12 protein-coding genes, 1 pseudogene and 1 riboswitch are annotated in these 12,319 nt (G+C 44.8%); of the genes and pseudogenes, 9 read left to right on the top strand and 4 right to left on the bottom strand.

Going from position 1 to position 12,319, the window contains the following annotated elements; all coding sequences use genetic code 11:
* Positions 1 to 80: 80 nt before the first annotated feature.
* The 8 genes and pseudogenes from QFZ77_RS02630 (at position 81) to QFZ77_RS02595 (ending at position 7,783) form a co-directional block, all read left to right on the top strand.
* On the top strand, positions 81 to 245 hold the full coding sequence (locus QFZ77_RS02630) for a DUF1328 domain-containing protein (RefSeq protein WP_082562263.1): 165 nt from the start codon (positions 81 to 83) through the stop codon (positions 243 to 245).
* Between the two features lie 55 nt (positions 246 to 300).
* Entirely contained in the window at positions 301 to 681 is a 381-nt protein-coding gene (locus QFZ77_RS02625) for a YflT domain-containing protein (protein ID WP_307435761.1), read from the top strand.
* Positions 682 to 889: 208 nt separating this feature from the next.
* A complete protein-coding gene (locus QFZ77_RS02620) occupies positions 890 to 1,585 on the top strand; it encodes a GntR family transcriptional regulator (RefSeq protein WP_307435758.1) in 696 nt (231 codons plus the stop codon).
* A 114-nt stretch (positions 1,586 to 1,699) separates the two neighbouring features.
* On the top strand, positions 1,700 to 2,851 hold the full coding sequence (locus QFZ77_RS02615) for a TRAP transporter substrate-binding protein (protein ID WP_307435755.1): 1,152 nt from the start codon (positions 1,700 to 1,702) through the stop codon (positions 2,849 to 2,851).
* 107 nt (positions 2,852 to 2,958) lie between these two features.
* Entirely contained in the window at positions 2,959 to 4,803 is a 1,845-nt protein-coding gene (locus QFZ77_RS02610) for a TRAP transporter large permease (protein ID WP_307435752.1), read from the top strand.
* Positions 4,804 to 4,834: 31 nt separating this feature from the next.
* Positions 4,835 to 5,866 (top strand): zinc-binding alcohol dehydrogenase family protein, encoded by a 1,032-nt coding sequence (locus tag QFZ77_RS02605; protein ID WP_373462556.1) that lies wholly within the window; start codon positions 4,835 to 4,837, stop codon positions 5,864 to 5,866.
* Positions 5,863 to 6,959: pseudogene (gene uxuA / locus QFZ77_RS02600) on the top strand (mannonate dehydratase). Before QFZ77_RS02605 ends, uxuA begins: the two are co-directional and overlap by 4 nt.
* Complete coding sequence (locus tag QFZ77_RS02595) at positions 6,935 to 7,783, top strand: SDR family oxidoreductase (protein WP_307435743.1); 849 nt, start codon at positions 6,935 to 6,937, stop codon at positions 7,781 to 7,783. Before uxuA ends, QFZ77_RS02595 begins: the two are co-directional and overlap by 25 nt.
* A gap of 97 nt (positions 7,784 to 7,880) precedes the next feature.
* Here the strand turns inward: QFZ77_RS02595 and QFZ77_RS02590 are convergent, their stop codons facing one another.
* Both QFZ77_RS02590 and QFZ77_RS02585 read right to left on the bottom strand, forming a co-directional pair.
* Positions 7,881 to 8,081 (bottom strand): cold-shock protein, encoded by a 201-nt coding sequence (locus QFZ77_RS02590; protein WP_082562262.1) that lies wholly within the window; start codon positions 8,079 to 8,081, stop codon positions 7,881 to 7,883.
* 65 nt (positions 8,082 to 8,146) lie between these two features.
* A complete protein-coding gene (locus QFZ77_RS02585) occupies positions 8,147 to 8,347 on the bottom strand; it encodes a cold-shock protein (RefSeq protein WP_029196201.1) in 201 nt (66 codons plus the stop codon).
* A gap of 226 nt (positions 8,348 to 8,573) precedes the next feature.
* A riboswitch (purine riboswitch) is annotated at positions 8,574 to 8,670 on the top strand.
* A gap of 62 nt (positions 8,671 to 8,732) precedes the next feature.
* Between QFZ77_RS02585 and QFZ77_RS02580 the strand changes: the two genes are divergently transcribed.
* Complete coding sequence (locus tag QFZ77_RS02580; RefSeq protein ID WP_307435735.1) at positions 8,733 to 10,088, top strand: 8-oxoguanine deaminase; 1,356 nt, start codon at positions 8,733 to 8,735, stop codon at positions 10,086 to 10,088.
* Between the two features lie 65 nt (positions 10,089 to 10,153).
* Here the strand turns inward: QFZ77_RS02580 and QFZ77_RS02575 are convergent, their stop codons facing one another.
* Both QFZ77_RS02575 and QFZ77_RS02570 read right to left on the bottom strand, forming a co-directional pair.
* Entirely contained in the window at positions 10,154 to 11,752 is a 1,599-nt protein-coding gene (locus QFZ77_RS02575) for a copper amine oxidase N-terminal domain-containing protein (RefSeq protein ID WP_307435733.1), read from the bottom strand.
* Positions 11,753 to 11,928: 176 nt separating this feature from the next.
* Positions 11,929 to 12,270 (bottom strand): hypothetical protein, encoded by a 342-nt coding sequence (locus tag QFZ77_RS02570; RefSeq protein WP_307435729.1) that lies wholly within the window; start codon positions 12,268 to 12,270, stop codon positions 11,929 to 11,931.
* Between the last annotated feature and the right edge of the window lie 49 nt (positions 12,271 to 12,319).

The raw sequence follows: 12,319 nt of genomic DNA, 5'->3' as shown, positions 1-12,319 counted from the left end.
CGTTTCATTATTAGGCGATGTGGTTAATAGATAACATAGCAAGAACAACCAATACTCGATAATAAGAGAGGGTGTTTCCTATGTTAGGTTGGGCAATTATGTTTCTAATCATTGCGCTTGTAGCCGGTGTTTTTGGATTTTTCGGGATTGTCTCGGCAGCGGTAGGGATTGCCAAAGTCTTATTCTTCGTATTCCTGATTATGTTCGTCGTATCCTTGATTTTCGGAAGACGAAAAGGCTTTTAGCAAAAGTTTAATACAGCACTAACCTAATAAATAATAGCCAAAGAGGAGGATTATCATGAATACTTATACCAGAGTGAGTGTGACATCGAATCTTCAAGAGGCACAGAATAAAGTGCAGCAATTGTACAGAGAAGGCTTTGAGCGAGAGCACATTTATGTGCTGACTCATAGTGCTGAGGGTACTGATTTCGTTGCTAACTATACGGGCGCTGAGCAGATCACCATAGCTGAGGAGGGTATGCTGACATCGATTGCCAATCTTTTCCGTTCTCGCGGCGATGAACTGCGGGCGAAGATGAAAGCACTCGGTGTGCCGGACGTGGAGGCCGGTCGTTTAGAAGGCGAGCTGGATAAAGGGGAAATCCTTGTTCTGGCTACCCCTTCAACGGAGGTTAGAGCGTATAATGGTGAAGACTTTCAACGTACTATTTTATGATAAAACGTTAATCGAGGCCATTGAACGATAAGGATTGAAAAGGGGACTCCTTTATGGAGTCTCTTTTCAGTCTGTATCTGAAATAAACCTTGATATTCAAAACTTTCGAGAGTCCGTTATCGTTAAATAAATGTATTGACTAGTATACAAGTATGCTAGTATTATATACATAAAGCGTTTACAATAGAAATCAGGTGAGAATATGGATTTGCCAAACATAATCACGAAACGAGAAACATTATCTGATAACGCCTATCAAGTGATTAGAGACGCCATTGTCTCATTGCGCTTGGAGCCAGGACAGATGGTGTATGAAGCTGAATTAGGCAGCACATTGGGGGTGAGCCGTACACCAATTCGGGAAGCATTCCGAAAGTTGATGGCCGAGGAATTAATTGAGGTTCAACCGCAGCGCGGTGCTCGGATCGCCTATATGTCAAAGAAGAAAATCGATGAGGCCCGCTTTGTCAGAATAAGTTTAGAGGCAAACGCTTTCAAGGAAGTTGCCAAACTGTGGAATCCAGAAGAAGTACGATTTCAAAGGCTTTATGCTCAAGTAAAGGGAATATTGGCTGACCAGAAGAAAATGGTTGACGAGCAAAATTTCGATACCTTCTTTCAATTGGACGAAAAATTTCACTATACCTTACTGGAAACTACAGGAAATACCACTTTGATTTCAATTATAAATCAAATGAGGGGACATTTGAATCGCATGCGATATTTGGAGCTCCAAGAAACGAAACATATGAGACGACTCGTAACCGAGCACGAGGGCATATTTGATGCCATAATATCGAACAACTTAGAATTAACAGAACGTTTGCTGAGCGAACATATCCTCTTGCTTGAGGGAAGTATGAACGATCTCATCAAGAAATATAGCCATTATTTCCGGTTGTAATGAAATTTTTCAACAAATGAATACGTTTACAATACAAATCGTTTATTTTGAATACTTCGAAATAAACGAATGAATAAACTTGTATACTAGTATACTCGCGAAAATGGAGGGGGAATGTGGAACACTAAAGAAGAAAGGTGTTCGTTGGAAGAAACCAAGGATGTGTTTAAGGATAATGGGGATCTAATAGATGTGCCAAAGCAGATTAAACAACTAAATCATTTGAGGAGCATGAAAATGAAAAAGAGAATTTTTACTGTAGTGGCTTCGGTAACGATGGTTTTATCACTAGCGCTTACAGGCTGTGGAAAAAATGTGCCGACAGATAATTCCTCTGCCAATAAAAGCAATTCTAAGCCTATTATACTACGGGTGGGATATATACTTTCTACCGGTAGTGATGCCGATAAGGGCGCCGAAAAGTTCAAAGAACTTGTTAACAAAAATAGTAATGGCCGTATTGATGTACAGACTTTCCCTAATTCCCAGCTAGGCAGCGATCAAGATATGATAAACGCTCAGCAGAGTGGCAGTCTGGAGATGGAAATATCCGGAGATGGACCGGTCAACATTTTTGAGCCTGGGTTTGGGGCATTGACCATGCCATTCGCCTTCCGCGACACGGACCACATGCTTAAAGTATATAACGGCCCCATCGGTCAGCAGTTGAATGAAGCTTTTGTTAAGGATAAAGGTGTTCGTCTTGTTGGGGTTTGGGCGCGGGGGCCTCGTTATCTAACCGCAAATAAAGAGATTAAGACGCCAGCCGATTTACAAGGTTATAAGTTAAGAGTCCCAACACAGACAACGTATGTGGAAACGTGGAAAAAATTAGGGGCAATTCCAACGGCATTGAACCTTTCCGAACTTTACACCGCGTTGCAGCAGGGGGTTGTTGGTGGACAAGAAAACCCATTGGCTATCATCTCTACCTCCAGCTTTTTTCAAGTTCAAAAATACGTGATGGATACGCAGCATGTTTATGGACCCTATTTAGTTACTGTCAGCGATAAATTTTATAGCAGCTTGTCAGCTGATCTGAAAAAAGTTGTCGAAGATGCACTTAAGGAAGCTACCACTTACGAAATAAGTGTGGTCAAAGATGGAGAAACTCAATTCCGTACTGAGCTTGAGAAGAAGGGCATGAAATTTGTTAACGTTGACCGTCAGGCATTTTTAGATAAGATGCAGGGCTTGCCGGAACAATTAGAAAAGTCCCTCAAATGGATTCCAGGCCAATATCAACAAATTATCGATACAAAGTAATAAAATAAAATGAATAGAGGAGTTGTCTTAATGACATGTCGGTTGCACAGTGAAACTAGTCCTAAAGTCAACTGGATAACTCCTCTTAACAGGTGGTGTGAGTATTTATGAAAGAAAACTCGTTTAAACGGTGGCTGGACACAGTTCTTGGTATTTTGGTAGGTTTGGCCGTGATTGGCGAGCTCGTGATCATCTTCGGCAACATCATTGCAAGGGAAGTATTCCATGCACCGGTTCTTTGGGCTGACGAGCTAGGTCAGTTGGCTCTCACGGCCGTAGCTTTTTTGGGCGGTGCGCTAGCCTATACCCGTAACGAGTACATTGCAGTTCACTCTGTAATTGACCGTTTACCTAAGGCATGGAGGCCGACGATTGATGCGTTTGTTGAATGGCTGGTGTTTACAGGGTCCGTGCTAGGCGCCTACTATTCTATTGGAGTCATCAAAATGCGCTGGAATGAACACACAGCGGTTTTGGACCTCCGTATGGGTTGGTTTGTTATTCCCCTAACGGTTGGGCTGACTTTAATTGCCGTTTACGCATTGCAAAGGTTGTGGCGTCTGAAGCGTCTTCCTGTACTTATAAGCAGTATCGTCGTTCTGGTTTCGCTGGGGATATTGATAGCAATCAATCATTTATGGGGACCGCTTGGAAACTCCGCTCTTGTAAATTGGATCGTGTTTGGATCCTTTGCCGTACAACTCGCTCTTGGAGTACCTGTTGGCTTCGTTCTTTCTGTTGTTTCCATGATGTACCTTTATCTTTCTGGTAGAGGAAGTTTGACACAGGTTCCAATGACCATGCAAAATGGCGTCCTTAATTTCGTCTTATTGGCCATTCCTTTTTTCATGATGGCTGGATATATCATGACAGAAGGTGGATTAGGCAAAAGGCTGGCTGATTTTGTTGTATCTATTGTTGGGAGGATTCGTGGCGGGCTTCTCCAATCGATGGTCGTCACCATGTATATTTTTGCTGGTCTTTCCGGATCCAAGGCAGCCGACGTGGCAGCCGTTGGTTCAACTTTGAACCCAATGCTGAAAGATAACGGGTATGAACCAAACGAAGGTGCTGCCGTTTTGGCCTCCGCAACGGTAATGGGGGAAACGATCCCTCCCAGTCTGCCGATGCTGATTGTGGGATCAATCACGACGATTTCTGTAGGCTCTCTGTTTATGGCAGGGCTTTTGCCAGCTGCGATGATTGCCGTTTGTTTAATGATAGCTATTTATATCAAAGCACGCTTGTCTAACAAATATCCGGGAACGAAAGGTGTGCGTCTATCTGAGGTCGGCAAGCGTGGGGTGATTGCCATTCCGGCCTTGCTGGTTCCTGTTTTACTGATCGGCGGGATCGTCACTGGCATTGCTACGCCCACTGAGGTTTCAAGCTTCGCAGTTGTTTACTCCTTGCTTGCAGCAGGTTTATTTTACAAAGAACTGACCTGGAGTAAACTGTGGAAAATCATGGTGGATACATCCGTCAAAGCCGGTATGCTTCTTTTCATTACTAGTGCCGCCAGCGCTTTTTCCTGGACTTTAACGGCGGCAAGTTTGCCGCAAAAGATTGCCCAATTTATGATTAATATGGCTGGGAATTCCAGTTTAATATTCATGTTCGCTACTGTCATCATATTGATTATTATGGGTGCCTTGTTGGAAGGAATACCTGCGCTGCTGGTTTTTGCTCCTCTTCTGGTTCCCATTGCGCCACAATTCGGTATTGATCCCCTTCAGTATGGCATCGTTCTGATAATTGCCATGGGATTGGGAGCCTTCTCCCCGCCTATAGGGATTGGACTTTATATTACTTGTTCCGTGAGCGGTACCAAAGTGGAGGATACCTCCCGAGCAATGGTGCCGTACCTGATTGTGTTGTTCATCGGCTTGCTTCTGGTAGCTTTCATACCATGGTTTAGCCTCATTGTACCTAAAATAATGCATTTAAATTAGAAATTAGATATATAGAGTGGAGTGAGCAACATTGAAAGCCATACAAGTCGTAACTCCGGGGAAGATCGAAATTATTGAGAAGGATATGCCCCATATAAACCGAGGAGACGAGGTGCTGATTAAAGTTCGATTGGTTGGCATTTGTGGATCCGATATGCATATTTATCACGGTACGTCGCCGGTTGCAACATATCCGCGCGTGATCGGCCACGAAATGGTGGGAGAAATAGCTGAAATCGGCTCGAATGTGGAACGATTAGCAGTTGGGGATAAGGTCGTTATGGAGCCCATCCAATGGTGCGGGACCTGCTATGCTTGCAAGTCCGGCCGTAAAAATGTATGTACACAACTCGAGGTTTACGGGGTACATAAGGATGGGGCTTATCAAGAATATATCGTCCTTCCTGAGAAGATTGTGCATAAAGTAGACAGCCGGCTTGATTGGCACGAAGCGGTTTTGGTTGAGCCGTTTACGATTGGTGCTCAGGCCAACTGGCGGGGTGATGTTAGAGCTGGAGATATCGTGTTTATTATGGGCGCAGGTCCGATAGGATTGTGCTCCATGCAAGTAGCGAAGATTAAAGGAGCAGTGTGCATTATTTCGGATTTAAGCGACGATAAGCTTGACTACGCTAGGTCACTCGGCGCCGATTATGTTTTAAATCCCCTGAAGGATAATGTGAACGTAGAAATCGAACGTATTACGAACGGTCTGGGCCCTAACGTGACGATCGATGCAGTTTGTACAGTCAAGACATTTGAGCAAGCGGTTGAAATTACTTCCGTTGCCGGAAGAGTCGTAGTACTCGGCTTCAGCGATGCACCTTCCCAAATTGCTCAGCTTCACATTACTAAGAAAGAATTGACCGTTGTAGGATCCCGTTTGCAGTCGGATAAGTTTATCGAGGTCATCGAATGGTTTAACAGTGGCAATATGAAGGTCGATTCCTTTGTAACGCATCGCTTTGCGCTAGAGGATATTCATCAAGCGATTAAGCTTATTGAAACAAGTCCGAATGAGGTTCGTAAAGTAGTTCTGGAAGTCGGAGGGATGCAGAAGTGAGAATGGTATTTCGCTGGTACGGGGAGGGTAACGACCCAATTCCCCCGCGGCACATTAAGCAAATTCCAGGTGTTGAAGGCATCGTATGGGCTCTGCACGATATCCCGGCGGGAGAAGTATGGCCGGTGGAGAGAATTCACGAAGTGAAGAAGCAGGCCGGTCAGTACGGCTTTCACATTGAGGTCGTTGAGAGCGTAAATATCCATGAGGATATTAAGCAAGGGCTCCCTACGAGAGACCGTTACATTGAAAATTATAAACAAACGATAAGAAATCTAGCTCAGGTTGGCGTGAAGGTGATTTGCTATAATTTCATGCCTGTGTTTGATTGGGTGCGAACGGACCTGTACAAAGAACTAGAGGACGGTTCAACAGCTCTTTTCTATGAAAAGGCCAAGGTAGACGATATGGACCCCATGGAGCTCGTTTCTAAAATTGCGGGAAATCCAAACTTCACGATGCCAGGATGGGAACCGGAGAGATTAAAGTATCTTTCAGAGCTTTTTGAAGCATATAAAGGGATAGATGAAGAGAAGTTGTGGGAGAATCTCCAGTACTTCTTGGAGCAAATCATTCCAGTGGCTGAAGATTATGATATCAAAATGGCCATTCACCCGGATGATCCGCCGTGGTCTATTTTTGGATTGCCGAGAATTATGACGAATGCCAATAATTTTCGAAGACTGCTTAGAATGGTAGATAGCCCGTATAACGGGCTCACGCTTTGCAGCGGTTCTTTGGGAGCAAACCCGGCCAACAATATACCTGCGATGGTCAGAGAATTCGGAGACCGCATTCCTTTTGCACATATAAGGAACGTAAGAGTTTACGAAAATGGAGATTTCATCGAAACCTCCCACCGAGCGCAGGACGGGACCGTAGACATTTGCGAAATTGTGAAAGCTTATCACGAAATTGGCTTTACGGGGTATGCACGACCGGATCATGGAAGACATATTTTCGACGAAGCATGCAGACCAGGTTACGGGTTATACGACAGAGCACTCGGAATCATGTACTTATGGGGAATCTGGGATTCTTTGGAGCGGTCTAGACGGGAGGAAGCACATGTTATCGATTAATGAAAATTTAAAAGGTAAGGTAGCCGTTGTTACTGGCGGAGGCGGAGTCCTTTGCGGAGCAATGGCTGTAGAGCTTGGAAGGCAAGGGGTAAAGGTGGCCATCCTGAATCGAACGGCGGAAAAGGGAGAAGCGGTCGCTAACAAGATCAGAAACATGGGCGGTGAAGCAATAGCTGTCGCTTGCGATGTTCTTCATGCTGACAACGTCAAAGATGCGGAGAAGATCGTCTCCGAAACGCTCGGAACATGCGATATCCTAATCAACGGTGCGGGTGGAAATCATCCGAAAGGAATCACAACGAACGAAACGTTTAAAATGGATGATCTTACAAACAAAGAAATAACAACCTTTTTTGATTTGACGGAAGAAGGTTTCAACTATGTGTTTAACCTAAACATCCTGGGTACGCTTATCCCGACACAGGTGTTCACGAGAAAGATGCTGGGCAAAGAAGGAGCTATTGTCATAAACATGTCTTCCATGAGTGCGCCAAGTCCGATGACGAAGGTTCCCGCATACAGTTCGGCCAAGGCGGGTATTGAAAATTTCACTCAATGGCTGGCCGTGCATATGGCGGAGGCAGGTATTAGGGTGAATGCAATTGCTCCAGGCTTTTTCCTGACCGAGCAAAACAGACGTTTGTTAACAAATGAAGACGGTTCCCTAACGGAAAGATCTCAAAAGATATTATCTCATACCCCTATGAGGAGATTCGGCAATTCCGAGGATCTCCTCGGAACCTTGCTTTGGTTAGCAGATGAAAATATGTCTGGCTTTGTTACAGGAATCACGATTCCGGTAGATGGCGGATTTATGTCTTATTCTGGAGTGTGATACGTTCGCTCGAAACGTAACAACAACAAAAACCCCTAAACGCCTCCATTCGGAGGCGCAAGGGTTTCTCGTGAAATCAATTGCTACCTTCTTGCATTCATCGCCTGCTGCTTGTGTTCGATAAGGTTGGGAGCATCTTTAAATCCTTGACCATGGATGAATTGCAAATTGGACATGCAGGACTATCAGCGAATGAAAAGTTATCTCTCATCCAGCATGAGCACTGTTCTGTGCTGCAGGTCCAGATGCTGGTTTGCTCCTCGGGGACAGGTTCCAACGATTTCTTTGAAAAGTACAATCGAACTCCTCCTTGTCATAGTAGACTCAGACTCGCAAGCAGTTAAAGCAATATGTGGTGAAGGACTACAGCTTGACTACATTTTCAGCTTGCGGTCCGCGGTTACCTTGAACAACTTCAAACTGTACGCTTTGGCCTTCATCCAAGCTTTTGAAGCCTTCCCCAGTAATAGCGCTGAAGTGAACGAAGACATCCTTGCCGCCTTCCATTTCAATGAAACCAAAACCTTTTTCTGCATTAAACCATTTAACCGTGCCTGTTTCCATGTATACAAAAACCTCCAAAAATAATTTGTGCCTGCGCCCTGTTTCCGAAGACCACGTAGATCCCGATAGCTTGTTAACGCAGCTTTGATAATATATCCATTTATAGGGGAGCTTATTCCATTTTTACTAAAAATTCATTTATCGAAAAATTTATCACAAAGTCGTTGCGTCGATAAATATTGACTAACCGCCATTCTCTGCTCTATACTGGGGCTAATTGTAAGCTGCAAGACACAACTTCATAGTTCGTATAACCTCGATAATTCGGTTCGGGGGCTCTACTGGGAACCTAAATCCTAACTACGAACACAATATATGCTCATATATTGTGTTTGTTGTTAGGATTTTTTTGGTTTCCTCATTTACGTTGAGGAGGAAGAAAAGGATGGGTTCATTGTTGATTCGCAATGCAAAAGCAATTGTAACGGTGGATGCAGAGGATCGTGTGCTGGAACTGGCGAATATCCTGATTGAAGATAATCGGATAGTGAAGATGGGGAAGGACCTGTACGAGGCAGACCAGGTGATTGATGCGTCGCAGATGTTCGTGTATCCCGGTCTCATTAACGTGCATCATCATTTGTATCAAACGTTCACGCGCAATCTGCCGCAGGTGCAGAAGCTGGAGTTATTCGACTGGCTGCGTTATCTCTACGAAATTTGGAAAGGGATTACGCCGGACGCCGTGTACCATAGCTCGCTTACAGGGATTGCTGATCTGATGAAGAACGGTTGTACGACCGTTTTCGACCATCATTATGTGTTTCCACAGCAAAATAGTTCCCATTTTGTAGATAAACAGTTCGAAGCCGCGGAGCGCCTTGGTATCCGTTTCGTTGCTTCGAGAGGATCCATGACGCTTGGCAAGGATCAGGGAGGGCTGCCTCCCATGAGCGTTGTTCAGGACATAGATACAATTCTAGCCGATAGTGAGAGGCTAATTGATCTCTATCACGATGCCAGCGCAGGCTCCATGCGGCAGGTAGTGCTCGCTCCGTGTTCACCGTTCAGTGTATCCGCGGATATCCTGCTGGAATCAGCGAAGCTCGCCAGGTCGAAGGGTGTGCGGCTGCACACGCATCTAGCTGAGACGAAGAACGAGGAAGCCTACACGCTCGAACGTTTCGGCATGAGGCCTTTGGCCTACATGGAAAGTCTGGGCTGGTTAGGCCCCGATGTATGGTATGCGCATGGGATACATTTTAACGATGACGAAATGAAGCTGCTTGCACATACCAAAACAGGAATTGCGCATTGCCCTATTTCGAATATGAAGCTTTCGTCCGGCATAGCTAGGGTTCCCGAGATGCTTGCTATGGGGATTCCCTTGGGCTTAGCCGTTGATGGGAGCGCCTCAAACGATGGCTCGAATCTGCTAGAGGAACTCCGAGTCTCGTATCTCTTGCATAGACTTCAGTCTAGCAGTCAGGCGCCGACCGGTTATGATCTCTTGAAGGTAGCAACCAGAGGCGGTGCGGAAATACTAGGAAGAAGCGACATCGGGTCGCTGGAGATTGGTAAGATAGCAGACTTGTTCATGGTGCGTGTTGATCAAATTGACGCTGTAGGGACTTTGACTGATCCGAAGTCATGGCTAGGTACAGTAGGACTCAAGCGTCCGGTTGATTATACGATTGTGAATGGGAAAGTTGTCGTCGAGAACGGCAGACTGGTTGGAGCTGATGAGGAGAAATTAGCGAGAGAATGTCAGGATTCGTTCGAAAGATTCATCCAGCCATGAGAAAAGCTCGCTCTCACACCGGTCATATAGACCGAATGAGGGCGAGCTTTTGGCTTAGGCGAAGGCTATTCTCTTGTAATGGTTACACTACCTGTTTTATTATCAAAACCAACCTTACAGCCAAGCTGCTCGGCGATAAAACGAAGAGGTACGAAAGTGGAGCCATTCTTCAGGATCGGGGCGCTGTCCAATTGAACAGATGATCCGTTAACACTCGTTGTTTTACTGTTAAGTGTCAGAACAATCGTCTTGTCGTTAAGTTCGTCTTTCACTGTGATTTGCTTGGAGTCTGCGTTCCACTTCACTTGCGCGCCAAGCCTCTCCGAAATGAATCGAACGGGCACCATGGACACTTGATCCTCATTGATAAAAGGATGGGAGGAATCGAACTTGTAGTCGTCATCGCCCTGACTCATCAGCAAATGAATGTCTTTTTTTGCTATTTTCAAATCTTCTCTCAGAAATGAATAGAACTTAGAATCTTTGTTGAAATAGGTTAGGAAGGAATCGTTGTTGGCTGTTACCTCGCTCAGGTTCAATACCCCGCCAGAGGTATCAATTACACTAGCTGTAACAGGCTTATTGATATTCCATATTTCACTGGTGTAAGTAAATTTAAGGGCACTGACTCCCGCGCTAACCTCTGTGATGGGGAGTGTAAACTCTGCATTTACTTTGCGAATCTGTTTATCGTTATCGATGAAAAAGTCGGTCTTAAGTACGGTTTTATCACTCAGTAATGCCTTCACTTGAGAGTCGGATACGGAAGAAAGTGTGTCCTCCATGTTCTTATCCCACTCGTCGAGAGCTTTCTTAAGAAATTGCTGAATGGTTGTGTAAACAAACTCAACAGCTAACGTCTTGTTATCAAGGTAAGCCATCATAAGGTCTGGCAATTCAGAACTGAACCCACTCTTAGAGGGGAAAGCTTTCATTTCTTCTTTAATAATAGGCACCAATGCGTCGTAGAGCTGACCAATCAATTCCTTCATTCCCTTTTCATCGGCGAGGATGTTCGTTAGAAATGCTTTCAGAAGGCCTACGAGCTCATTGCCTTTAATCTCTATGTGGGCCTTTTGCATGGAAAGTGTTTCACTATTCACAGGCTCGGACACGGAAGCTACGGAGAAATGTTCCGGATTAGGAGCATTGGTTAAGAAGAACTTGAGCAATGCAGGCCATAATTCTTCTGCTTTCTTGAGTAACTGCTGCTGCATGTCGGAAGATAGCGCTGCAGAAGATGAGCCAGCTAAACCAGCTTGCGCCGCCATCAGATCAAAGAAAAGCGGTTTCTTAGCCCCTTCGATCTGTATAGTAAATTTGGTCCCATTTACGTTGATCTGGAAGGGGATAGATCCCTTGCTGTAAGTAAGAGCACCTTCTACAGAGATGTGCTGCTTATCTTGCATTTTAACGCTTTTCAACTCTAAATTTACATGATGCAAGACGTCAATCAACCGTTTTTCATCAGCGGACAAGCCGTCGGTGTTACCTGTGATGATGTCCATTTGAAGTGAGCCTTTGGACTCGGCAGATTGAATGGAGGCACTATTTTGAATAGCTTGCCCCAAATCTAGCCCTTGAACAGCCTGACACCCCGTTAACGCCAAAAGCATAATAACTAATGCAGTGGAAATCCACCAAGTAAATCTTTTTCTTTGCATCTACAAATCTACTCCTTAGATATAATAGCTAGTAATAAATAGCAGTGATAGATTATACGCAGAAAAAGAGGGAAAGATGCGCTTTGATTAGAAAAATTTTACAATGGTTTAACATAAACGAATAGAAAAGCTCGCTTCTCAGAGGTCTTAATGACCCGATGAGAACGAGCTTTGTCTTAGGAAAGCAGTACAATAACCAATAATTCGAAGAGGACAAGCGTCATGATTTGGTTGTATTGAGCTGGCGTATAGATGGGTCTATGCTGACCATGAGGATGCCCATGCGGATTTATTTGAAGGTAAGCATGGTGTCCATCCACGTTAACCAAAACACCTTCATGTGTATGTCCTTCTAACGTTGTGACGCGAATGGTGCGACCGATATGCGGATGGAGTGCACCTAAGATTGTATCTCTTTTCTGCTTTAGCATGTGCTGCCAATTCGGATCTGCCTGAAAGAGAACATGAGGCCCTTGATGACCATGATGACCAGGGTGATACGGTGGATTCGTATACATATGGTTTCGCTCCTTTTTCGTGCGGCTGCACTTAGCAGCAAGGCTTTTT

Source organism: Paenibacillus sp. V4I3, assembly GCF_030817215.1.
Taxonomy (GTDB): domain Bacteria; phylum Bacillota; class Bacilli; order Paenibacillales; family NBRC-103111; genus Paenibacillus_E.
The sequence above is the reverse complement of the archived record's forward strand: the minus strand, read 5'-3'. Positions and strand labels throughout refer to the sequence as shown.